Genomic DNA, 23297 nt, shown 5'->3' with positions numbered 1-23297 from the left:
TTGTGCCGGGTTTAGCAAGCAAGAGGGAAGTTCCGGCAAATTGCCCAGGTGTAGGGAAGTGCCCGTCTGGGCATGACACGGGAGCATGACACAAGGAAGAGTTGGAGAGCGCATCGTGAGATTAAGGGATATGCAGGCGGCGGCGAGCATCGGATTGCTGCTGATGAGCGTGAGCACACAACCGGTGGTGGCGCAGCAGGCGAACCCTCAGCCGCAGACTCAGACCAATCCCACGGCACCGGCGCCGCAGCAGCCGGTGGTGACGGACACGACAGGGACCCCTGGGCTGCCGCAGGCTCCGGCGCCGAAGCCGACCGAGCCGCTGTATCTGCGGGACACGAATGTGGATTACACGAAGCCGAAGAGCCATATTTGGAATCCGCTTGCGCCGTATACGGCGACGAACGTTCCTGAGACACGGCTGGGCAACTCGCCGCAACTGGCTCAGCTGCTGCGCGACGGCAAGATTTATCTGAGCCTGTCGGATGCGGTGATGCTTGCACTGCAGAACAACTACGACATCGAGATTGCGCGCATCAACCTGGATATTGCAGACACGGATATTCTGCGTACGAAGGCTGGTGGAACAATCCGCGGTGTTTCGACGGGTCTGGTGACGAACACCATTGGCGGAACCACATCCACGATCACGGGCGGCGGTGGTCCGGGCGGAACGACGACCGGCGCGGGTGGCGGAGCTGCCGGCGCTACGGGTATCGTGCTGAGCACCAACGGCGGTGGACCGCTGCCGATCAACCGTGATCCGGTGCTGACAGGCACGCTGCAGTACGAATCGGCAAGCACGCAGCAGTCCACGACGTTCCTTACTGGAACCAATACGCTTAACCAGAACACTGGTACTTACAACTTCGGCTATCAACAGGGCTTTGTCACGGGCACCCTGCTGAATTTCAGCTTCAATAATTCGCGGACGACCACGAACAGCATCCGAGCGACCTACAGCCCGCAGGTGAACTCGTTCTTCCAGATCAGGGGAACGCAGCACCTGCTGCAGGGCTTCGGACCGTGGCTGAACACGCGCTTGCTTCTGCAGGCGAAGAATGACCGGCGGATTACGGATTCCGCGTTCCGGCAGCAACTGCTGTTCACGGTGACCCAGGTGGAGAACATCTACATTGGTCTGGTGAGCGCGTATGAGGACGAGCAGGCGAAGACGCGCGCTCTGGCCCAGTCGACGCAGCTGACCTCGGATAACCGCAAGCAGCTGGAGATTGGAACGCTGGCTCCGCTGGATGTGGTGAACTCGGACGCGCAGGTGGCGACGGACAAGCAGGCCCTGGTGGCCTCGCAGACGAACCTTGAGTATCAACAGCTGCTGATGAAGCAGGCGATCGCGCGGAACCTGAATGATCCGACGCTGTCGGCTGCTCCAGTGATTCCAACCGACCGCGTGGGCCTGGAACGGCTGCCGGAAGAGGACATGCCGACGGAAGATCTCGTGCGGCAGGCGTATGCGAACAATCCGCAGATCGAACAGGCCGTGCTGAACATGAAGAACAACGAGATCACGATCAAGGCGTTCAAGAACAATCTGCTGCCGACGGTGGATGCGTATGGCTTCTACGGTGGATCGGGGCTGGGTGGCCCTCAAAATCCGAATCTGAACTGTGCACTGGCTGGTCCGGGAGTCTGCCCCGTTCCAACGACGGGTTACGGAGATGTGCTCAGCAACACCTTCAACAACAACTTCCCGGACAAGGGTGTGGGCGTGAGCATCAATATTCCGCTGCGGAACCGGATTGCGCAGGCGGACCAGGCGCGGTCGCAGATGGAGTACCGCCAGTCGGAGATGCGTTTGCAGCAGCTCTATACGCAGATTCGCATCAATGTGATCAACGGGCAGTATGCGTTGACCAACGACCGGGCGCAGGTGCAGGCGGCGCAGGCCTCGCGCGACTTTGCGGCGCAGAGCCTTGACGCTGAGCAGAAGAAGTACCGGCTGGGTGCTTCGACGACCGCACTGGTTCTGCAGCAGCAGCGGAACCTGGCGACGGCCGATAATAACCTGATCTCGGCGCTGGCGGCTTACGCAAAGGATCGCGTTGCGCTGGGGCAGCTGCTTTCGAATCTGCTGGACAAGTACGGAATCAGGATTGAGGATGCGGCCACGGGCAACATCACGCGGCCACCCGTGATTCCGGGACTGACGACGCCGAAGGCTCCTGAAGCGCCGAAGCCGATTCCGGGGACTCCGACAGGTCCTCCTCCGCAGTAGTCTGGATTTCAACGCATGCAAGGCAGGTCCGGGCTTCGGTCCGGGCCTTGCTGTTTGCCGATGAGATAGAGTGTTGCGGGGATTTAGGGAGCGCGCTGCAATACACTGGTGATTATGAGTGACGGACAGAAAACGGAGCAGTGGAACGCCCTGGCGAAGGCGGCCTCAGCATACCTTCGGTCTGCGATGCATCAGCCGGTGGAGTGGCATGAGTGGAGTGAAGAGGCGTTTGCCAGAGCGAAGTCTGAGGACAAGCCGGTCCTGCTGGATATTGGAGCGGTGTGGTGCCACTGGTGCCACGTGATGGATCGCGAGTCGTATGAGAACGCGGAGACGGCGAAGCTGATCAACGAGCACTTTATCGCGGTGAAGGTGGACCGGGACGAGAGGCCGGACGTCGATACGCGCTACCAGGCTGCGGTAGCGGCGATCAGTGGACAAGGAGGCTGGCCGTTGACGGCGTTTCTCACGCCGGAGGGCAAGCCCTACTTTGGAGGGACGTATTTTCCGCCGGACGACAGGCATGGCAGACCGGGCTTTCCGCGCGTGCTGCTGACGATGGCCGAGGCCTTCCAGAAGCGGCGCGAGGAGGTGAACGACTCGGCGGGCAGCGTGATGGCGGCGATTGAGCACAACGAGTCGTTTGTGGGTCGGGCAGGGAATCCGGGGCCGGAGCTGGTAGCGAAGCTGGTGGGATCGGCGCTGAAGCAGTTCGATGCGCGCTCGGGCGGCTTCGGGTCGCAGCCGAAGTTTCCGCACTCGGGAGCGATCGACCTTCTGCTGGATGCGTCGTCGCGGGTATGGGTGGGGGCTGGAGAGCAGGTGGGCGAGGACGCGAAGACGGCCGCGATGGTGACGCTCGAAAAGATGTCGCGCGGGGGAATCTACGATCATCTGGCCGGCGGGTTTCATCGCTACTCAGTGGATGAGCGATGGGTGGTGCCGCACTTCGAGAAGATGGCGTACGACAACAGCGAACTGCTGAAGAACTATGTGCACGCCTTCCAGACGTTCGTCGAACCGGAGTGCGCGCGTGTGGCGCGAGAGATCATCCGGTGGATGGACGAGTGGTTGAGCGACCGCGAGCGCGGAGGATTCTATGCCTCGCAGGACGCGGACTTTTCCCTCGACGACGATGGCGACTACTTTACATGGACCTTGGATGAGGCGGCTGCGGTGCTGACGCCCGAGGAGCTTGCGGTTGCGAGCGCCTACTACGACATCGGCGATATCGGGGACATGCATCACAATCCTGCGAAGAACGTGCTGCACGTGCGCGGGACGCTGGAGGGAGTGGCGAAGTCGAATGGCATCTCTCCGGAGACGGCCAGGGAACTGCTGACGGTTGCGAAGAGAAAGATGTACGCGGCGCGGCTGAAGAGGCCGACGCCGTATGTGGATAAGACGGTATACGTGGGCTGGAACGGGATGTGCATCTCGGCATACCTTGAGGCCGGGCGTGTGCTCGATATGCCGGAGGTGCGGGAGTTTGCCCTGAAATCGCTGGACCGCGTGCTGAAGAGCGCGTGGGACGGCGATGCCGGCATGGCGCATGTCGTGGCGTATGGCGAAGGACAGAGTCCGGGGCAGCGCGTCGCTGGAGTTCTCGAAGACTATGGGTTCATGGGTAATGCAGCGCTCGATGCCTGGGAGGCGACTGGGGAGATTCGCTACTACGATGCCGCGGAGGCGATTGCCCGGGCGGTGGTCAGGCGGTTCTACGATCCGGTTGGCGGAGGGTTCTTCGACACCGAGGCAGCTGCGGGTGGAGAGCAACGCCTAGGCGCTTTGACGGTGCGGAGAAAGCCTCTGCAGGACTCGCCGACGCCGGCGGGGAACTCCGTAGCGGCGACGCTGCTGCTGCGCCTGGAGGCTCTGAACGGCCGCGAGGACGATGCGGTGAAGGCGCAGGAGACGCTGGAGACGTTTGCGGGGATCGTGGAGCACTTCGGGCTGTATGCGGCGAGCTACGGGCTGGCGCTGCAGCGCATGGTGCAGCGGCCTGTTCAGGTCTGCGTGATCGGCGACGACGCGGAGGCCCGCAGGCTTGAGGCGGTTGCGCTGGCTCGGTACGCGGTGAACAAGAGCGTGATCCGCTTCCGGCGGGAGGAGCTTGCAGCGCTGCCGCCGACGCTCGCGGAGACGCTTCCGCATCTGCCGTGGTTGAAGGACGAATCGTCGGGCAGCTTTGCGGTGGTCTGCACAGGCAAGGGATGCCTGCCTCCGGTCGGAACCGTGGATGAGCTGATTGCGGCGATGAACCAGGCGCTGTAGCGACTATTCATGCGCCGATGGTTGGCGGGGCCGGTGGGGCGGTGGGGTCCGGCTTCTGCTGCATGACGAGCATGTTGGAGGAGGTTCCCAGGGGGATTCCATCCTTCTCGAAGGCGAGGATGATGCGGCGGCGCAACTCGCGGAGGACGCCGTCGCGCTGGTTGGCGCGGACGCGGATGCTGATCGGGTAGATGATCTCGCGGCCGCGGATGTCGTTGACGCCGGCGATGTCGGGGTCGGCGACGGCGATGTCTTTGAATGCAGGATCGTTGCGGACCTCGGTGGCGACGCGGCGGAGGAGTGCCATGACCTTGTCGGGATTCGCGGTGGCGTCGACGGAGACTGGTAGCGAGGCGATGGAGAAGTCGCGCGACTGGTTGGAGACAGTGGCGATCTGGCTGTTGGGGATGAGGTGGAGGGTTCCGTCGCCGTCGCGGAGGCGGGTACTGCGGAGGGAGAGATCCTCAACAGTGCCCTTGAGACCGGCGATAGTGATGACCTTGTACTGATCTTCGAGCAGGATAAAGATACCGTTGAGCATGTCCTTGAAGATGGACTGGGCTCCGAGTCCGATGCCGACGCCGAGGATGCCGGCCGAGGCCAGCAGCGGTTGATAGGGAATGTTGAAGATGGTGAGGACCTGCAGGAAGGCGAGGAATCCGAGGACGCCAAAGGAGGTGGCTCGGAGGATAGAGGCCATGGTTCGGAGCTGAGCGGCGCGGTGGAAGTTGCCAACCTGCAGTTCGGCATGCTTGCGTAGCCGGTTGACGAAGAAGATTACGATGCGCCAGACGATGAAGGTGAGGACGAGGACGACGATGAGCTTCGGCAGTTTCTCGTGAAGGAAGACGGATATGTCCTGGTTCCACTCCCGGGCGAGGAGCTGGGAGAGACGTTCTTCCGGGGGAGGTTCTTGCAGGGCCTGGGCCAGAAGGAGCATGATACTGGCATCTCGCTTTCGCGGTTGAGTTCGGGTTTCCTTCAGAATGCAGTAATTCGTGGATTGGATGCAAAGCCGGAAGGCGAGGAGAGGGGGACACGTGAAGACACGACGGATTTCCCTGATAGGAACGGCGCTGCTGGTGGGCGCGTCGGGTGTGATTGTGCTGGGGCAGCGGCAGAGCAATCCGCAGCCGCCGCCGCCTCCGAGGACGAACTACCCTCCGATGGTTCCGATGTCGCCGATGGGTGGACTCGATTCGTCGGGGGCTCCTGACATGCTGGGAGCGCGGATGGCCGAGCAACAGGCTCGGTCGCGGAACAGCGAGCGGCAGAGGCGGCTGGAGTCGGACACCGAAAAGCTGGTAGGACTGGTGTCGAACTTCAAGGAGCAAGTGCAGAGCGACAAGGGCTTGTCGCCAACCGATCTGAGCAAGAAGGCCGAGGAGATCGAGAAGCTGGCCAAGAGCGTGAAGGACAGAATGAAGGGCTGAGCGTGGCCTCTCTTACGGCTGTTTGAGTGCGTCGGCCGTGTCGATCTCGGGGATTGGCAGAGGTGGGCGTGGGTGTGGTGGCGGTGGAGCGCAGAACGTTGACGGTCTTTGTGGCGTCCCAGTCAGGATGCGCGGCTCGCAGGAGTGCGGCGGCGCCTGCGACGAGCGGAGCCGAGGCGCTGGTTCCGATGGCCTGGACATAGGCAGTGTGTCCGAGGTCGAAACAGCCGAAGCTGTGTCCGGGGTCGGAGGGCACGCCATCGGCCGTGTTGGGAAGGCCGGAGGTGCGGGCTCCGCGAACCCACCCGCTGACGGCCATGTCGGACCCTGAGGGGTAGCTTCCGCCGGGCGCGGCGAGCGCATTGAGGGGCGCTCCGTAGTGCTGTAGTAGGCGAGCGGCGGTGGGCCTGGAACGCAGACGGCTCCGGTGCGGGTGTCCTCCATGCAGTCGGGGTTGGTGGAGGCGGCGATGGCGAGGACGCCGCGGGACTGCGCGGGGATCTCGACGTAGCGTGGGTTCGAGAGGTTGTAGCCGTTGTTGCCCGCTGCCGCGATGACGACCGCTCCCGCCTGGGTGGCCGCGTAGGTGACGCGGTCGAAGGTCGCCTTTATGCCTGCACCGTCGCCAGTGGAGAGATCGATGGTGGCGCCAAGCGACATGGAGATGACGTCGGCGTGGTTGGCGATGGCGTCGTCGATGCCTTGGATGACCCAACTAAGCGCCGGACGCCGCTGGAGTCGCCTGAGGTACAGCGTGCGGCATTGGAGGCTCCGACGATCGCCAGCGGCATGCGCTCGAGGACCTTGATGTTGAGGATGGTTGCGGTGGGAGCGACTCCGACGACGCGGCCTGTGCCGGGGCCGAGAGCGGCGGCGGCGAGCGATGCGGTCCAGGTGCCGTGACCGGCCTGATCCTGCAGGGAGCCGTCGTCGCAGACGCTGGGAAGCACGGTGGGATCGACCTCGGAGACATTGAGGCCGAGATTCGGGGCGATGTCGGGGTGGGCGGCATCGACCCCGCTGTCAATGACGGCGATGCGGACGCCCCGACCGGTGGTCGTGTCCCAGGGGCCCTGCGCTGGACCGCCGGGAGTGTTGCGGCCGTAGCCACCTGCCTGACGGACGGCCCATCCCTGGGGCGAGTTGTAGTAGGTGTCGAAGGCGGCGGCCGGTCCGGAGACGACCGAGAAGGTGGGGTCGAGGGAGCCGGGCACGGGACGGATGCGGAGGCGGTGCGCGGTGACGATGCGGTCGTGCAGGACGAACTCGACGCCGGGTTGCGCGGCGAGCAGGCGAATGATGGCGCGATCGTCTTCCTGAGGTAGTGTGATCTTCGCGGAAAGAGGCGAGGCGGAGTGTTGAAGCGTTTGAACGGTGGCGATGCCGAGACGGTCGTGGCGCTGAACGCGGGCGCCGACGGCCTGCGCGCGGAGTTCGGCGTCACCTCGAATGGAGGCGTTGCGGTAGACGACGATGTAGCGGTTGGGGACGATGTTGTCTGCGCTGGAGGTGGCTGCGGTCTGCGCCTGCAGGCATGGCGCGAGGGAGAGAGCAGAACACAGGGTAAGGCGGAGACAGCGGCGAACATGCACAGGACACCTCGATGATTTGCGCTGTCTTCCTGATCGGCACTTTGGCGAAAAGGCATTAGCGGAGGTGGGCGCCTGTGCTATTACTTTGATTTGTGTATCGGGGCTCAAGTCGTGTTGGCCTGAACCTGTCGATACATTGACCCTGTTTATCGGCACATGCTCTAATTGGCCGCTCTTAGGGCACCGCATCGCGGGCACTTCCGGGAGCACAGTGGATAATCTGCTGGATCTGATGTTGGGCTGATTTCAAGGAGACCTTTGCATGCATGTGGTAAGCCTTCTGGCTATGGCAGTTGGAGAGCAAGTTCCTTATACATCTGCGGTGGGGGATGGCAGCGACGGGCGGATGTGGTTGTGGATTGCGTTGGGGGTGGGCGCGCTGGCGCTGGTGGCTGCGCTGATCCTGGCACGCAAGGTGATCTCGGCCGATACGGGAACGGCGGACATGCAGATGATCTCGAATGCGATCCGCGAAGGGGCGGAGGCGTTCCTGAAGAGGCAGTATCGGACGATCGGGGCGATTGCGCTGGTGCTGGCGGTGGTGCTCTTCATCGGGTATCACATGTCGGAGCGGACGGCGCCTTACGCGCTGAAGACGGTGGTGAGCTTTCTGATGGGAGCGGTCTGCTCGGCGCTGGCGGGCTATACGGGCATGTACTGCTCGATCCGGGCGAACATCCGCACGGCCGCAGCGGCGCGGACGAGCCTGAACCAGGCGCTGCAGATGGCGCTGCGAGGCGGCGCGGTGACGGGCCTGGTGGTCGTGGCGCTGTCGCTGCTGGGCGTCGGTGTGCTGTTCCTGTTCTTCGGAGGGCTTGAGAATCCGCGGGCGGTGCCGTATCAGCTGGTGGGATTTGGATTCGGAGCTTCGCTGGTCGCGCTGTTTGCGCAGCTCGGCGGCGGTATCTATACGAAGGCCGCCGACGTGGGAGCGGACCTCGTGGGCAAGGTGGAGGCGGGGATTCCGGAGGACGATCCGCGTAACCCGGCGGTGATCGCAGACTTGGTGGGTGACAACGTTGGCGACTGCGCAGGCCGCGGCGCCGACCTGTTCGAGTCGACGGCAGCGGAGAACGTGGGCGCGATGATTCTGGGCGCGGCGCTGTATCCGGTGTTCGGGGTGAAGGGGATTCTGTTTCCCCTGATCGTGCATGCGATCAATTTGATTGCGAGCACTGTGGGCGTCTTCGTGGTGAAGACGAATGAGCAGGAAGACCCGATGCATGCGCTGAACCGTGGGTTCTACCTGACGTCAGGGCTGGCGCTGCTTGGGTTTGCCGGTGCGGTGTATACGATGCTCAACGGGCCGATGGTGCAGCCGATATGGCTGCTGGGCTGCGGCGTGATCGGGCTGGCGACGGCGTTTCTGTTCGTGTGGATCACGGAGTACTACACGGAGTCGGTGTATCGGCCGGTGAAGTCGATCGCGGAGGCTTCGCTGACCGGACCGGCGACGAACATCATTAGCGGGCTCGCTGTGGGCATGGAGACTCCGGCGCTGCCGGTGATCGTGATCTCGGCGGCACTGCTGCTGAGCTACTACTTCGGCGTGCGCGGGCTCGCAGCGGTTGCGGGAATCGGCGACTACGAGAAGGGGATCTACGGAACGGCGATCGCCACGATGGGTATGTTGAGCTGCGCGGCTTACATCCTTGCGATGGATACCTTCGGGCCGATTACGGACAACGCCGGTGGCATCATCGAGATGTCGCACCAGCCTCATGAGATTCGCGAGCGCACGGACAAGCTGGATTCGGCTGGCAACACGACGAAGGCGCTGACCAAGGGCTATGCGATCGGGTCGGCCTCGCTGGCGGCGTTCCTGCTGTTCTCGGCGTACCTGGAGGAGATCAAGGCGATCGTGACAGACAAGGTGACGCACGCGGGCGGCTACATGCCGGCGGGATGGAGCTTCACGAACATCAATCTGGCGCAGATTCCGGTGTTTGTGGGTGCGCTGCTGGGCGCGATGCTGACGTATCTGTTCAGCTCGCTCGCGATCAAGGCGGTGGGACGGACGGCGCAGATGGTGGTGCAGGATGTGCGCGCGCAGTTTCGCGAGAACCCGGGCATCATGGAGGGGACGGCGAAGCCGGATTACGCACGCTGCGTCCATATTGTGACCGGCGCTGCACTGAAGGAGATGGTGCTACCGGGAGTCCTTGCAGTCGGCCTGCCGGTGGCGGTCGGGCTGATCTTCCGGCACTTCAGCTCGAGCTATCAGGCAGGGACGGCGAGCTATGCTCCGGGCACGATCCTTCCTGTTCCGGCGATCGCGGGCCACGCGGTGAACTTGGCCGGGGCCGAGGCGGTTGCTGGTCTGCTGATGGTTGGCACGATCGCTGGCGTGCTGCTGGCGATGCTGATGAACAACGGCGGCGGTGCCTGGGACAACGCGAAGAAGTTTATCGAGACCGGGCAGTATGGCGGCAAGAAGAGCGAGGCGCACAAGGCAGCTGTCGTGGGCGACACAGTGGGCGATCCGTTTAAGGACACCGCGGGCCCTAGCCTGCACGTGCTGATCAAGCTGCTCGCCACGATTACGCTGGTGCTGGCTCCGCTGTTCGTTTAGTGCGAGGCGCAGGAACAGGGGCGGCCTGCGGGTTGCCTCTCTTCAGTAGGAGGCATTGACAGTGTGAGTGGAAATTCGCTTGTAGGGGAGCCGTAGGGGCAAGTCAGGTCATGCGGCTTCCCGGTACAATCTTCTTTGGTGGCGCGGGTCCGGCTGCCGCTTCCGAGGTTTGAGGATAAGGCGTATGGCTCGTCAGTCTGGCAGTGGCGTTGTGGAGAAGAAGAAGGCGGAGGGCGGGGTGGCGGAGACGTCGCTGACGCGGGAGCAGCTGGTGGAGTTCTACCGGCTGATGTATCTGTCGCGCAGGACGGACGACCGCGAGATTGTGCTGAAGCGGCAGCAGAAGATCTTCTTCCAGATATCGTGCGCTGGGCACGAGGCCCTGCTGGTGGCCGCAGGCATGGCGATGAAGCCAGGATACGACTGGTTCTTTCCGTACTACCGCGATCGTGCACTCTGTCTGGCGCTCGGAAACACGGTCGAGGAGCAGATGCTGCAGGCCGTCGGCGCGGCGGCCGATCCGGCCAGCGGCGGGCGGCAGATGCCGTCGCACTGGTCGAGTCCGAAGCTGAACATCGTGAGCCCGTCGTCGTCGACGGCGACGCAGTGCCTTCATGCGGTGGGCTGCGCGGAGGGGGGGCGCTACTTCGCAAAGCATCCTGAGGCCGCGGCGAAACATGAGGGCGACTACCGCGAGTTCAAGGACGTGACGTTTCACGGCGATGAGGTGGTGTATGTCTCGATCGGCGAGGGCTCGACGAGCCAGGGCGAGTTCTGGGAGTCGCTGAACACGGCGAGCAACGGCAAGCTGCCAGTGCTGTACGTCGTGGAAGACAACGGCTATGCGATCTCGACGCCAGTGGAGGCGAATACTCCGGGCGGCAACATCTCGCGGCTGGTGGCGAACTTCCCGAACTTCCACTTTGCGGAGATCGACGGAACAGATCCGATTGCGAGCTACAACGCGATGGTGGAGGCGGTGGCATGGTGCCGCGCGGGTAAAGGGCCGGCGCTGGTGCATGGTCATGTGATCCGGCCATACTCGCATTCCTTGAGCGACGACGAGCGGCTATACCGCACACAGGCGGAGCTTGAGGCGGACGCGCTGCGCGATCCGATTTCGCGGATGCAGATGTGGCTTCTGCGTGAGGGGATTCTGGACGCGGAGGCGATCAACCGGCTGGAGCGGCAGGTGGACGACGAGGTGCAACGTGCAGCCGACAAGGCCGTGATGGCGACGCTGCCAGCGCCGGATACGATCCTGCGGCATGTGTATTCGGAGAATCTGGGTCCTATGAACGCGCGTTTCTACAGCGAGCCGGTGGCTACGGCGGACCAGACTGAGCGCACGATGGCGGACCTGATTAATGCATGCCTGAAGGACGAGATGCGGCGCGACGACAGGATCGTCGTCTTCGGCGAAGACGTGGCCGATGCGACGCGCGACGAGCCGCTGCGCGCAGGCAAGCTGAAGGGCAAAGGCGGGGTCTTCAAGCTGACCTCGGGGCTGCAGATGGAGTTCGGCAATGACCGCGTGTGGAACTCTCCGCTGGCCGAAGCGAACATCGTGGGGCGCGCGACCGGCATGGCGGTGCGCGGTCTGAAGCCGGTGGTGGAGATACAGTTCTTCGACTACATCTGGCCGGCGATGCACCAGATGCGCAACGAGCTATCGGTGATGCGGTGGAGGTCGAACAATGGTTTCAGCTGTCCGCTCGTGGTGCGCGTTCCGATCGGCGGCTACCTGACCGGCGGCTCGATCTATCACTCGCAGTCAGGCGAGAGCATTTTTACGCATACGCCTGGTGTGCGCATTGTGATGCCGTCGAACGCGCTCGATGCGCTGGGGCTGCTGCGGACCGCGATCCGCTGCGATGACCCGGTGCTGTTTCTCGAACACAAGCGCCTGTACCGCGAGACCTTCGGCAGGGCAGTGTATCCGGGACCGGAGTACACGATTCCCTTTGGCAAGGCGAAGATCGTCCGCCCAGGAAAGGACCTGACGGTCGTCACCTACGGTGCGGTGGTCCCTCGTGCGCTGCAGGCCGCGCAGAAGATTCATCGTGAAAAGGGAATTGACGTGGAGCTGATCGACCTGCGCAGCCTGACGCCGTACGACTGGGAGGCGATCGCCGAGAGTGTCCGCAAAACCAATCGCGTGATCGTCTCGCACGAGGACATGATGAGCTGGGGCTACGGCGCTGAGATTGCCGCCCGCATCGCCGATGAGCTCTTTCACGATCTCGACGCACCGGTGCGGCGCGTGGCCGCAATGGATGTGTTTGTGGCCTATCAGCCGCTGCTGGAGGACGTGATTCTGCCTCAGCCTGAGGATCTGTACCGCGCGATGGATGATCTGGCCGCGTTTTAGATTCAGAAATATCCGCAACTGCCGTCGGGGATGCGTGTTTGCACAACCGTATGCGGGCTTGCGCGCCGAAAGGAACGACGTATGGATCTGGTGCGACTTTCCGGTGGGCGGGTGAACTCCTCGATCGAGGCGACGATTGCGGCAGTTCTCTGTGTCCTTCTGATTGTGCCTCCGGTTCCGGCGGAGGCATCGGCGAAGAAGAAGCTGGCGTTCCAGGTAGGACAGATCCAGGGCGACGCGCGCTTGCAGCATGCTCTGAACCGGCTGACCTTCGGACCGCGGCCGGGCGACGTTGCGGCAGTGCAGAAGAAGGGCCTCGACCGCTGGTTCGAGCAGCAGCTTCATCCTGAGAAGATAGATGACTCGGCACTCGATGCGCGGCTGGCGATGTTCCCGGCGATGAAGCTCCAGCAGGCCGAGTTGCTGCGGAGGTTCCCGAGCCCGCAGGTTCTGCGGCAGGTGATCCAGCAGCGGCTGCCGATGCCCAGCGATCCTGTGGAGCGGGCGATCTATCGCGACGGCATTGCGCGGTACGAGCAGGCGAAGGCGAAACAGGAGGCCGCACAGTCCGCGCCGATGACGGCCAAGGACATGAACGCTCCGGAGATGGCGAAGGGCTCCGATGCCGCAGCGGCACTGCCGGGCGCCGGCGTCGATCCCGCAGCCCCGGCGATGGCCACGCACGAGGAGCAGTTCTACTCCGGCCTCGAGGCTGTGAAGATCATCAACCTTCCGCCGGACGAGAGGATGAAGCGGATTCTCGCGATGCAGCCTGACGAACTTGCGAGCTTCCGCAAGAGCCTGAGTGCTGCCGAGTTGGCCGCGGCGGCCGAAGGGCTTTCCGCGGAGCAGCGCGAGACCCTGATGGCGCTGGGTGGTGGCTCCAGGATGGCGGGAGCGGAGCTGCTGGGGACACGGCTGCTGCGGGACATCTACAGCCAGCGCCAGCTGGAGGCGGTGATGACCGACTTCTGGCTGAATCACTTCAATGTCTACCTCCGGAAGAACCAGAACGAGCCGTATCTGCTGCCCTCCTACGAGCGCGACACGATCCGGCCTCATGCGCTCGGCCGGTTCGAGGACCTGCTGGTAGCTACGGCCAAGAGTCCGGCGATGCTGGTGTACCTGGATAACGCGCAGAGCATCGGTCCGAGGTCCATGGCGGCGATCCGCGTGGAGCGGCTGAAGGCGCAGATGCCTGACGCGAAGATCGCCAATGGGCTGCCGCAGGGACTGAACGAGAACTACGCGCGCGAGCTGATGGAGTTGCATACGCTCGGCGTCAACGGAGGCTACACCCAGGCCGATGTGACCCAGGTGGCGAAGGTCTTTACGGGCTGGACGGTGGATCAGCCGCTGCGCGGCGGGGGCTTCCTGTTCGAGGAGCGACGGCACGAGCCGGGCTCGAAGACCGTGATGGGAATGACGATTCGTGAGGGCGGCGAACGCGAGGGGCTGCAGGTGCTGCACATGCTGGCGACCAGCCCGGCGACGGCACGGTTCATCTCGAACCAGCTGGCGGTGCGGTTCGTGAGCGATACGCCTCCGCCGATGCTGGTCGACAGGATGGCGAAGGCGTTTCTTGTGAGCGACGGAGACATCGCCACGGTGCTGCGGACGATGTTCGAGTCGGCTGAGTTCTGGTCCCCTGAGGTGTATCGCGCGAAGATCAAGACGCCGATTGAGTTTGTGGTCTCGGCGGTGCGGGCCACAGATACCGAAGTGAACAATCCGTTGCCGCTGGTGCGCTCGCTCGAGAAGCTGGGGATGCCGCTCTACGGCATGCAGACTCCGAACGGATACAGCTGGACGGCAGAGCCCTGGGTGAGCACAGGAGCGCTGGTGAACCGGATGAACTTCGCGGTTGCGCTCAGCTCGAATCGTGTCGGCGGGACCAATGTGAACTGGAGCGCGCTGCTGGACCAGAAGGAACCTGTGCAGACGGTTTCAATAGATCCGACGGCTGGCTCGGCGGCGAAAGAATCGCGGCTGGAGGCGCTTCTGCTGGGGCAGCCGGCGAGCGAGCAGACGCGTGCGACGGTGATCAGGCAGCTTGACGGACAGGCTGCGCAGCGGGAGTTCGGCATTCGGGCCCGTGACGCGGAACCGATGTGGGCCGTCTTGAATGCAGCGACGCCGGCCAGTCCTGTGCGAGCTCCGATCGATCGCGAGGCGGCTGTCATGGCGGGGCTTCTGCTGGGTTCGCCGGAGTTTCAGCGCAGGTAGGTATGGCGTCACGTCCATAGGACTTCATGATTGAAAGGCAGGTCGAGGAGACGACGATGACGAAGATTCAGCCGGAGATTACGAGGCGAGGCTTCATGAAGGGTGGCGCGCTGGCGCTAGTGGGGACCTCGGCGATCCCGAGCTTTCTTGAGCGCAGCGTAATGGCCGAGGCGACGACCGCGGCAGCCAACAATAAGAAGCTCGTCGTGCTGTTTCAGCGCGGCGCGGCGGATGGCCTGAATATCGTGGTGCCGTATCGCGAGAAGAACTACTACGCGATGCGACCGTCGATCGCGATCAAAGAGAACGAGGTTCTGGACCTCGATGGGTTCTTCGGGCTGCATCCTGCGATGGCATCGCTGAAGCCGCTCTACGACCAGGGTCATCTGGCGATGGTGCACGCCTCGGGGTCGCCCGATACGACGCGCTCGCACTTCGATGCGCAGGACTACATGGAGAGCGGGACGCCGGGCGTGAAGATCACCGAAGATGGCTGGCTGAACCGTGCCCTGCAGGCAGAGGCCATCTCGGGCAAGGCCTCGGCGTTTCGCGCCGTCGCGTTGGGAACGCAGGTGCCGCGCACGCTGCAGGGCAAGGTTCCGGCGATCGCGGTCAGTAATCTGGCAGACTTCTCCATCGCCGGCCGCGGCCCCCAGACGTCGGCGATCAGCAACGCCTTCCAGGCGATGTACGACTCAAGTACCGACGCTGTGCTGCATGGCACCGGACAGGAGACCTTCGAAGCGGTGAAGATGCTCAAGGCGGCGAATCCGTCGAAGTATCAGCCGGCCGCCGGGGTGGTGTACCCGAATACCACCTTCGGGAACAGCCTGCGACAGGTGGCTCAGCTATTGAAGGCGAACCTCGGAGTGGAGGCTGCCTTCTCGGAGGTCGGCGGCTGGGACACCCACCAGAATCAGGGCAATACAAGCGGCCAGCTGGCCAACCGGCTACGCGAGTTCTCCGACACCATCGCCGCCTTCTGGACAGACATAGGTAATGATGCCGGTAATATCACTTTAGTTACTATGTCGGAGTTCGGCAGGACGGCCCGGCAGAATGGAACCGGTGGCACCGATCACGGCCATGCGAATGTGATGTTCGTTCTGGGTGGACAGGTGAAGGGTGGAAAGGTCTACGGGCGCTGGCCCGGACTGGCCGACGAACAGTTGAATGAAGGACGTGATCTTGCTGTCACAACCGACTTTAGGCAGGTTCTCGGAGAGGTTACTTATAAGTCGTTGGGCTCAAGAAACCTTGATCTGGTATTTCCCGGGGGAAGAGTCGACCCCGCGATGTTCCTGAAGATTCTCTAAAGTAACCAGGAATTGAATGATTATTCATAATTCTGGTTTTAGAAGAGTTACCCACAGGATTCTTCTAAAAAATGTACAAAACCTAAACAACTTTTCCCCCCCGCGGGCGTCTTATTGGATGTAACACGAAAGCGCCGAAGCTAGCAGTTCCCACAGTTTCGGCTTCACCTATCCGCACGACAACTCCCCACCAAATGTAAGGCCTCCAGTGTATCGGGGGCCTTCTCGCCTTTTGTTTTCAACTGTTTCTGGACAGGTTCCGGATTCCCGTAGGCTCGTCCTGTCAGGCGAACCCGAACTTCCGGTCGAGGGCGCAGCTGCCTGATCCGTAAAAGAAGAGCATCAGGGCGATGACGAAGAGCGCGAGCGAGTACTCCGAGCCGGCATAGCCGTGGTGCCGGGTGACCATGACCAGCGCGACAAGCATGTTGGCGGAGATCAGGAAGGCCGCGAACCGCGTGAAGAGGCCGATGAGTACAAGGATTCCGCCGAGAAACTCAGTCAGCGCGGAGACGATACCGAGCCAGTACGGCAGGCCGAGCGAGGCGACGAAATGGCTATGGTGCTCGAGCGCGGAGAAGGTATTGCCGCCGTGGAATCCGCCGGCCGGGATGACCTTACCGTAGCCGTGATAGATCATTGCGATGCCAAGGACAAGGCGCAGAAAGAGTGCGCCCCAGGGCTGCAGATTGTTCAGTGATTTGGACATGATGTGATTCCTAGCTGAAGTTGAGGGTAGCTCGGATACGAGCCCTTCAGCGCGGGTTTGTCGCGGAGGGTGCCGGAGAAGGCACCAGTTGGCGGGAGGGTTCGGGGAGGTACTGATCGAGGAAGCGGGTGATGGTTTCGTCAAGGAGGGCGCCGGAGCGCGATGTCAGGGTAACGGTGATTTTTGGTTCGGCTGCTCTAGCGAAGGCCTCCGGACGAGGAGCGCTGGAGTCGGTGAGGAGGAGCTTCGGGGTATGTAGGCTGGCCAGCGGAGCGGCGAGAGAAAATCGTTCGTGAAAGAGCAATCCCACTGGCAGAAGACTCGAGCGGGAGTCACGGCGTGCCTCATCGAGCAGGTCGGCATGAGGGGAGTCGAGGATGAGGGCGGGGATCTCAGGGTGCTCCGCGGCGAGATTCGCGGCGAGCGAGGCTCCCACGCCAGTTCCGTAGGGAATGATTTGATGGTTGGGAACGTCGCGCGTAGTCGTGAGGTAGCGCCAAGCGGCCTCCGCATCTTCGGTCATGCGCTGCTGGCTGGGATGGATGTCGGCGCTGCGGCCGTAACCACGATAGTCGAAGGCGAAGACGTTGAGGCCGATGCCGTGAAGTGCCTCAAGCATAGAGGTGGAGTCAGAGAGCGAGCCATCGCCCGCAGGGAGGAACAGGATGGTGAGGCCGCTGTACCGGCTGCCCGGAGATGCAGGATGCCACTCTCCGAGCAGTTGTGGCTGTGCGGACTCTCCGGGGCCGAAACGGACGAGGCTGGCGGACTGAGGCGGCTGGCTGGCGGTGTGAGTTGGGTGAAGGACGATCTGCCACTGGCCCTGATGGTAGAGCAGGCAGAGGCTGAGATAGCTGCACAGCAAAGCTCCGAGCATGACGGCACCGAGCGCCTTGACGAGCCAGCTTACTTTGATGTTCTCTGTGTCGCGGCTGGGTTGGGCTGGTTTGGGTTTGGAGCGTGCCATCGGAGAGCGTCATCTATGACTCTAGCATCGTGCAACCTCGCAAATTGAGGCGGGCGAGATGAAAGCGGTTGGGCAGATTACGATAAAGAGGCGAGGAGAGATTGTGGCGAAGTGGGTGAGGTTGTGCGGGGTCCCCGAGGCCCCTGGGCCGGGAGCTGTGACAGAGGTTGAGGTCGAGGGCGGCGTCGCGATCTGCGTGGCGAACCTGAACGGCGAGCTGTCTGCACTGGACAATGTCTGCCCGCATCGACATGGTCCGCTCGGTCAGGGGTGGCTCGAAGGCGACTGCGTCGTGTGCCCGTGGCACTCGTGGATGTTCCATGCAAAGACCGGCGCGGCGGAGTTTCCGGAGGGTGAGCGGGTCGCGGTCTTTCCGTTGAAGATCGAGGGCGGCGACGTGCTGGTGGAGATCGAGTAGCGCTTTTGTGCGCTGATCCTTCATCTCTTTCATCCTTCATTCATCGTGCTAGCGAAGCGCAGTTCATGGTGCGACGATTCGGCGGGCCGAGCGTCCCCATGCGCCGCAAATGCTGATAGAATCTATTAAATCCACTCCTCGGAGAGGCAATGCAGTCAATCTTGGCGCTCGAAGACGGGCGCATCTTTCGCGGCAAAAGCTTTGGCGCACAGCGGGAGTGTGCCGGCGAAGTGGTCTTCAATACATCTCTGACGGGCTATCAAGAGATATTCACCGACCCTTCATACGCAGGACAGATCGTTGTCCTTACTAATCCCCACATTGGCAACTATGGAACGACACCGCACGATGCGGAGTCGAAGAAGCCTTACATCGAAGGCCTGGTGACGCGCGAGTTCTCGCCGGTGAGCTCGAACTGGCGCTCGACCCAGGTGGCCGATGAGTATCTTGAGCGCTATAACGTTCCGGTGATCGCGGAAGTTGACACGCGTGCGATCGTTCGCCACCTGCGCGCGAACGGCGTGATGCGCGGCGTGATCGCGAGCGGCGATAACCTCGACGTGGATGCGCTGGTCGCAAAGGCACGGTCGATCCCGAAGATGGAAGGCACGGATCTTGCCAGCGTCGTGACGACGAAGGAAGCGTACAAGTGGGACGCGAGCGAGCCGAAGAACCAGACGGGCGATCCGCTGTTGAAGCCTGCCATCGACGGGGAGAACAAGCCGTTGCATGTAGTCGCGTACGACTTCGGCATCAAGGAGAACATCCTGCGCATGCTGGCGCGCGAGAACATCGACGTGACGGTGGTTCCTGCGAAGACGCCTGCCGAAGAGGTGGTTGCGATGAATCCTGACGGCGTTTTCTTCTCGAATGGTCCGGGTGACCCGGAGCCGCTGGACTACGCGATCAAGAACGTGCAGAAGCTTCAGGGCAAGAAGCCGATGTTCGGCATCTGCCTCGGCCACCAGATCTTCGGGCTCGCGCTGGGCGGCAAGACCTACAAGCTGAAGTTCGGCCACCACGGCGGCAATCATCCGATCATGAACCACCAGACCGGCAAGGTCGAGATTACTGCGCAGAACCACAACTTCAACGTCGATCCCGATTCGCTGCCAGACAACGTAGAGAAGACACACACCAACCTGAACGATCAGACGCTGGCGGGTCTGAAGCACAAAACCGACGCGATGTTCAGCGTGCAGTACCACCCCGAGGCCAGCCCCGGACCGCACGACTCGCACTACCTCTTCAAGGACTTCCGCAAGATGATGGAAGAGTGGAAGAGATAACAGTTTTGATTTCGGGCATGTAAACAAAGGGCGCGAAGCAGGCGCCCTTTGAAACGCCGCAAAGTTTCGTAACGAGAAAGACGTAGAGATGCCACGCAGAAATGACATCGCGAAGATTCTTGTGATCGGCTCAGGACCGATCGTGATTGGCCAGTCGGCGGAGTTTGACTACTCCGGCACGCAGGCGTGCAAGGCCCTCAAGGCCGAGGGCTATGAGGTGGTGCTGATCAACTCGAACCCGGCTTCGATCATGACCGACCCCGAGGTCGCCGATCGCACCTACATCGAACCGTTGAGCACGGCCTATCTCGAAGAGGTCATCCGCGCTGAGGCCGCGATGATGAAGCCTGGCTCGGGCAAGTTCGCCGTACTGCCTACGGTGGGCGGTCAGACGGCGCTGAATCTCGCCGTCGATCTCGCCGACTCAGGTTTCCTGGAGAAGCACGGCGTTGAGTTGATAGGCGCGAAGCTCGAGGCCATCAAGAAGGCCGAGGACCGTCTGCTGTTCAAGGACGCGATGAACAAGATCGGTCTCGATATGCCAAAGTCGCAGCTGGTGAACACGGTCAGCGGTGGGCTTGAGTTTGCAGCAAAGATTGGCTTCCCGGCAGTGATTCGTCCGAGCTTCACGCTCGGCGGTTCTGGCGGTGGCATTGCATACAACCGTGAGGAGATGACGGAGATTCTGACGCGCGGACTCGACCTGAGCCCAGTGCACGAGTGCCTTATCGAAGAGAGCGTGCTCGGCTGGAAGGAGTATGAGCTCGAGGTTGTGCGTGACCTGAAGGACAACGTCATCATCATCTGCTCGATCGAGAACTTCGACCCGATGGGCGTGCACACTGGCGACTCGATCACGGTGGCACCCGCGCAGACGCTGACTGATCGCGAGTATCAGGTGATGCGCGATGCAGCGATCAACGTGATCCGCGAGATCGGCGTTGAGACCGGCGGAAGCAACGTGCAGTTTGCCGTGAATCCGATTACGGGGCGCATGACGGTGATCGAGATGAACCCGCGCGTCTCGCGTTCGTCGGCGCTGGCGTCGAAGGCGACGGGCTTTCCGATTGCGAAGATCGCGGCGCGCCTCGCTGTCGGGTATACGCTTGATGAGATTCAGAACGACATCACGAAGGCGACGCCTGCGTGCTTCGAGCCGACGATCGACTACGTGGTGGTGAAGATTCCGAAGTGGCAGTTCGAGAAGTTTCCCGGAGCCGATGAAGGGCTCGGACCGCAGATGAAGTCGGTCGGCGAGGTGATGGCGATCGGCCGCACCTTCAAGGAAGCGATGATGAAGGCGGTCCGCTCGCTCGAGACGGGCAAGAAGGCGACGGCCGATGAGATCGAGCCGCGGCGCCTGACGCAGCGACTGGTGACTCCGCACCCGGAGAGGCTCGCCTATATCCGCTACGCGTTCGAGCGTGGTATGACAGTGCGCGAGGTGGCTCGAACGACCTCGATGGATCCGTGGTTCCTGCACCAGATCAAGCAGATCACCGATGAGATTACGGCCATCGGCGGCGTCGGCATCGACGAGGTGACGGCGGAGCAGCTTCGCGCTGCGAAGCGCATGGGCATCTCCGACGAGCGGCTGGCCGCGGTGTGGGGGCTGACCGGTGCTGAGGGTACGGCGAAGGTTCGCGCGCTGCGCAAGAAGCTTGGCGTGATGCCGGTCTACAAGCTGGTCGATACCTGTGCGGCGGAGTTCGAGAGTTTCACGCCGTACCTCTACAGCTGCTACGACGAAGAGGATGAGGCGCAGCCGACCGCGAAGAAGAAGATTCTGATCCTGGGCAGCGGACCGAACCGCATCGGGCAGGGAATCGAGTTCGACTACTGCTGCTGTCACGCTGCGTTCGCGTTGCGTGAGGACGGCTACGAGACCATCATGATCAACTGCAATCCTGAGACGGTCTCGACGGACTACGACACGAGCGATCGCCTCTACTTCGAGCCGCTGACACTCGAGGATGTGCTTGCGGTGTACGAGCACGAGGTCTCGTGCGGCGCTGAGATCGGGATGATCGTTCAGTTCGGCGGACAGACGCCGCTGAACCTCTCGCTGCCGCTGAAGAAGGCTGGCGTGCCGATCATCGGGACCTCGCCGGAGTCGATCGATCTCGCGGAGGATCGCAAGCGTTTCGGCAAGCTGATAGAAGACCTGAAGATTCCGCAGCCGCAGGGCGCGATGGCGACCAGCGTCGACGAGGCCGTCGCAGGCGCGAATCGCGTGGGCTACCCCGTGCTCGTGCGGCCTTCGTATGTTCTCGGCGGGCGCGCGATGGTGATTGCGTATGATGACGACGCGGTCGTGCGCTACATGACGACAGCGATCGAGTACTCGCAGGAGAGGCCGGTGCTGATCGACCACTTCCTGGAGGACGCAACCGAGGTTGACGTTGACGCGTTGTGCGACGGCGATGATGTTGTGATCGCGGGCATCATGGAGCACATCGAGGAGGCTGGGATTCACTCCGGAGACTCGTCGTGTGTTCTTCCTGCGGTGGACATCGCGCCTGAGGTGCTGGAGACGATTCGTGACTACACGTGCAAGCTGGCGATGTCGCTCGACGTTCGCGGCCTGGTGAACATTCAGTTCGCGATCCAGCGCGGCAAGGTGTATGTCATCGAGGTGAACCCTCGCGCGTCGCGGACGGTTCCGTACGTCTCGAAGGCTACGGGGATTCCGCTGGCGAAGATCGCTTCGCGCATCATGGTGGGGCAGAAGTTGAAGGCGCTGCTGCCGGAGCAGGTGGCCTCGGGGCAGGACCTGGGGACGGGGTCGCACTTCTACGTGAAGTCGCCGGTGTTTCCGTGGGGCAAGTTCCAGGGGGTTGATCCGGTGTTGGGGCCGGAGATGCGCTCGACCGGCGAGGTGATGGGAGTCGCGGACAACTTCGGTGAGGCGTTTGCCAAGGCGCAGATTGCGGCCGGGCAGCAGCTTCCGCTGAAGGGCACCGTGTTTCTGAGTGTGAACGATCACGACAAGCAGGGCGCGGTGTCGCTGGCGCGGCAGTTCGTCGAGATGGGCTTCCATCTGGTGGCGACGCATGGGACGGCTGAGGTGCTGGAGGCGGCTGGGTTGCAGCCGGAGCGTGTTTACAAGGTGAAGGAAGGGCGTCCGAACGTCGTTGATCTGATCAAGGGCGATCGAATTCAGCTGATCGTGAACACACCGCGCGGGCAGGACACGTTCTTTGATGAGAAGGCGATCCGGCGGGCTGCGGTGCAGGCGCGGATTCCGACGATTACGACGCTGGCTGCGGCGCGCGCGGCTGCAGAGGGAATCTCGGCGTTGCAGCGCGGGACGCTAAGCGTGTGCGCGCTGCAGGAGTTGCATGCAAATCGGCAGATGGTGCGCAGTTAGGAGTCGAGGCCAAACCTGGCCCCGACCGCGTAGCCGATCATGGAGAGCGGAACCCAGGTCCCGGCGAGCAGACCATCGCCGGCCATAAGACCGCTGCCGTTCTGGATGGAGAAGAAGGTCCGCCAGAGCTTGTCGACGGCGCCGCAGTTCTCGCAGAGGCCGTTGCCAGTGGGCAGGTCGAGGACCCAGACGCAGACGACAGCGAAGACGACCAGACCGGAGATCCAAACGTAGCCTGCGATATCGTTCTGCTGGCGGCGCGCGACGAGGAAGCCCCCGACCATTGGGACGATGAACGCGAGCACGGTCGCGAGCAGCTTGGGATTCAGCGCGTCGGGATCGGGATGATTCATCGTCATGCCGAAGACGACGGCGCCTAGCAGCAGGAGGGCAATGAAGGTGTGGCTAAGGAAGGAGAACGCCTCACGGCCGAGCTCGCCGACGGATTTTCCCTGCGTGATGTCCTGTGGTCCGATCATGCTGGTTTCCTCTTTGAAGGTTAGCTGAAGCGGCGCGGGCTGGGC

At 62.5% G+C, this 23297-nt stretch carries 16 protein-coding genes and 1 pseudogene; 10 read left to right on the top strand and 7 right to left on the bottom strand.

The features are described 5' to 3' along the window. The first annotated feature begins 130 nt into the window (after nt 1-130). Nucleotides 131-2236, top strand: a complete 2106-nt coding sequence (locus Q363_RS08265) for a TolC family protein (protein ID WP_035349284.1) — start codon at nt 131-133, stop codon at nt 2234-2236. 114 nt (nt 2237-2350) lie between these two features. Beyond that, entirely contained in the window at nt 2351-4510 is a 2160-nt protein-coding gene (locus tag Q363_RS08260) for a thioredoxin domain-containing protein (RefSeq protein WP_035349282.1), read from the top strand. Nucleotides 4511-4517: 7 nt separating this feature from the next. On the opposite strand, the gene Q363_RS08255 is transcribed toward Q363_RS08260, so the two are convergent. Further along, the gene (locus tag Q363_RS08255) at nt 4518-5450 is read right to left on the bottom strand and encodes a mechanosensitive ion channel family protein (RefSeq protein WP_035349281.1); all 933 of its coding nucleotides are present in this window, start codon (nt 5448-5450) and stop codon (nt 4518-4520) included. A 100-nt stretch (nt 5451-5550) separates the two neighbouring features. Here Q363_RS08255 and Q363_RS40295 point away from each other — a divergent pair, with 100 nt between their 5' ends. Beyond that, on the top strand, nt 5551-5943 hold the full coding sequence (locus tag Q363_RS40295) for a hypothetical protein (protein WP_035349280.1): 393 nt from the start codon (nt 5551-5553) through the stop codon (nt 5941-5943). Here Q363_RS40295 and Q363_RS43835 read toward each other — a convergent pair. The 3 genes and pseudogenes from Q363_RS43835 to Q363_RS40280 form a co-directional block, all read right to left on the bottom strand. Next, a complete protein-coding gene (locus Q363_RS43835) occupies nt 5834-6262 on the bottom strand; it encodes a S8 family serine peptidase (protein WP_157466629.1) in 429 nt (142 codons plus the stop codon). The genes Q363_RS40295 and Q363_RS43835 overlap by 110 nt on opposite strands. A gap of 101 nt (nt 6263-6363) precedes the next feature. Continuing rightward, nucleotides 6364-6603: pseudogene (locus tag Q363_RS45365) on the bottom strand (S8 family serine peptidase); the annotation flags it as partial. Next, complete coding sequence (locus Q363_RS40280; RefSeq protein WP_035349278.1) at nt 6552-7535, bottom strand: S8 family serine peptidase; 984 nt, start codon at nt 7533-7535, stop codon at nt 6552-6554. The gene Q363_RS40280 and the pseudogene Q363_RS45365, both read right to left, overlap by 52 nt. A 262-nt stretch (nt 7536-7797) precedes the next feature. On the opposite strand from Q363_RS40280, the gene Q363_RS08235 reads away from it, so the two are divergent. The 4 genes from Q363_RS08235 (at nt 7798) to Q363_RS08220 (ending at nt 16020) form a co-directional block, all read left to right on the top strand. Further along, nucleotides 7798-10107 (top strand): sodium-translocating pyrophosphatase, encoded by a 2310-nt coding sequence (locus Q363_RS08235; protein ID WP_245632107.1) that lies wholly within the window; start codon nt 7798-7800, stop codon nt 10105-10107. 184 nt (nt 10108-10291) lie between these two features. Continuing rightward, nucleotides 10292-12478: an alpha-ketoacid dehydrogenase subunit alpha/beta gene (locus tag Q363_RS08230; protein WP_035349277.1), complete on the top strand. Its 2187-nt coding sequence runs from the start codon at nt 10292-10294 to the stop codon at nt 12476-12478. Nucleotides 12479-12559: 81 nt separating this feature from the next. Continuing rightward, complete coding sequence (locus Q363_RS08225; RefSeq protein WP_035349276.1) at nt 12560-14704, top strand: DUF1800 domain-containing protein; 2145 nt, start codon at nt 12560-12562, stop codon at nt 14702-14704. A 56-nt stretch (nt 14705-14760) separates the two neighbouring features. Next, complete coding sequence (locus tag Q363_RS08220; protein WP_051978561.1) at nt 14761-16020, top strand: DUF1501 domain-containing protein; 1260 nt, start codon at nt 14761-14763, stop codon at nt 16018-16020. 283 nt (nt 16021-16303) lie between these two features. Here Q363_RS08220 and Q363_RS08215 read toward each other — a convergent pair whose 3' ends face one another. Next, a complete protein-coding gene (locus tag Q363_RS08215; protein ID WP_051978546.1) occupies nt 16304-16729 on the bottom strand; it encodes a DoxX family protein in 426 nt (141 codons plus the stop codon). A gap of 46 nt (nt 16730-16775) precedes the next feature. Continuing rightward, on the bottom strand, nt 16776-17696 hold the full coding sequence (locus tag Q363_RS35880) for an alpha/beta hydrolase (protein ID WP_051978545.1): 921 nt from the start codon (nt 17694-17696) through the stop codon (nt 16776-16778). A 58-nt stretch (nt 17697-17754) separates the two neighbouring features. On the opposite strand from Q363_RS35880, the gene Q363_RS08205 reads away from it, so the two are divergent. The 3 genes from Q363_RS08205 to carB all read left to right on the top strand — a co-directional run bounded on the left by Q363_RS08205 (nt 17755) and on the right by carB (nt 22773). Continuing rightward, a complete protein-coding gene (locus tag Q363_RS08205; protein WP_245632106.1) occupies nt 17755-18114 on the top strand; it encodes a Rieske (2Fe-2S) protein in 360 nt (119 codons plus the stop codon). Between the two features lie 149 nt (nt 18115-18263). Then, nucleotides 18264-19403, top strand: a complete 1140-nt coding sequence (carA, locus tag Q363_RS08200) for a glutamine-hydrolyzing carbamoyl-phosphate synthase small subunit (RefSeq protein WP_035349275.1) — start codon at nt 18264-18266, stop codon at nt 19401-19403. 88 nt (nt 19404-19491) lie between these two features. Continuing rightward, nucleotides 19492-22773 carry a carbamoyl-phosphate synthase large subunit gene (gene carB, locus Q363_RS08195; protein WP_035349274.1) on the top strand — a complete coding sequence of 1094 codons (3282 nt, stop codon included), beginning with the start codon at nt 19492-19494 and terminating at the stop codon, nt 22771-22773. Here carB and Q363_RS08190 read toward each other — a convergent pair. After that, complete coding sequence (locus Q363_RS08190) at nt 22770-23252, bottom strand: hypothetical protein (protein WP_035349272.1); 483 nt, start codon at nt 23250-23252, stop codon at nt 22770-22772. The genes carB and Q363_RS08190 overlap by 4 nt on opposite strands. Nucleotides 23253-23297: the final 45 nt, after the last annotated feature.

Source organism: Edaphobacter aggregans DSM 19364 (assembly GCF_000745965.1).
Taxonomy (GTDB): Bacteria; Acidobacteriota; Terriglobia; order Terriglobales; family Acidobacteriaceae; genus Edaphobacter; species Edaphobacter aggregans.
Note: the sequence above shows the minus strand (reverse complement) of the source record. Positions and strands in the feature narration are given on the sequence as shown.

Bases quoted from the DNA above. Each gene is read 5' to 3' on its own strand.
- Q363_RS08265 (WP_035349284.1), top strand. From the start codon at position 131: ATGCAGGCGGCGGCGAGCATCGGATTGCTGCTGATGAGCGTGAGCACA.
- Q363_RS08260 (WP_035349282.1), top strand. From the start codon at position 2,351: ATGAGTGACGGACAGAAAACGGAGCAGTGGAACGCCCTGGCGAAGGCG.
- Q363_RS08255 (WP_035349281.1), bottom strand. From the start codon at position 5,450: ATGCTCCTTCTGGCCCAGGCCCTGCAAGAACCTCCCCCGGAAGAACGT.
- Q363_RS43835 (WP_157466629.1), bottom strand. From the start codon at position 6,262: ATGGCCGTCAGCGGGTGGGTTCGCGGAGCCCGCACCTCCGGCCTTCCC.
- Q363_RS08235 (WP_245632107.1), top strand. From the start codon at position 7,798: ATGCATGTGGTAAGCCTTCTGGCTATGGCAGTTGGAGAGCAAGTTCCT.
- Q363_RS08230 (WP_035349277.1), top strand. From the start codon at position 10,292: ATGGCTCGTCAGTCTGGCAGTGGCGTTGTGGAGAAGAAGAAGGCGGAG.
- Q363_RS08225 (WP_035349276.1), top strand. From the start codon at position 12,560: ATGGATCTGGTGCGACTTTCCGGTGGGCGGGTGAACTCCTCGATCGAG.
- Q363_RS08220 (WP_051978561.1), top strand. From the start codon at position 14,761: ATGACGAAGATTCAGCCGGAGATTACGAGGCGAGGCTTCATGAAGGGT.
- Q363_RS08215 (WP_051978546.1), bottom strand. From the start codon at position 16,729: ATGTCCAAATCACTGAACAATCTGCAGCCCTGGGGCGCACTCTTTCTG.
- Q363_RS35880 (WP_051978545.1), bottom strand. From the start codon at position 17,696: ATGGCACGCTCCAAACCCAAACCAGCCCAACCCAGCCGCGACACAGAG.
- Q363_RS08205 (WP_245632106.1), top strand. From the start codon at position 17,755: ATGAAAGCGGTTGGGCAGATTACGATAAAGAGGCGAGGAGAGATTGTG.
- carA (WP_035349275.1), top strand. From the start codon at position 18,264: ATGCAGTCAATCTTGGCGCTCGAAGACGGGCGCATCTTTCGCGGCAAA.
- carB (WP_035349274.1), top strand. From the start codon at position 19,492: ATGCCACGCAGAAATGACATCGCGAAGATTCTTGTGATCGGCTCAGGA.
- Q363_RS08190 (WP_035349272.1), bottom strand. From the start codon at position 23,252: ATGATCGGACCACAGGACATCACGCAGGGAAAATCCGTCGGCGAGCTC.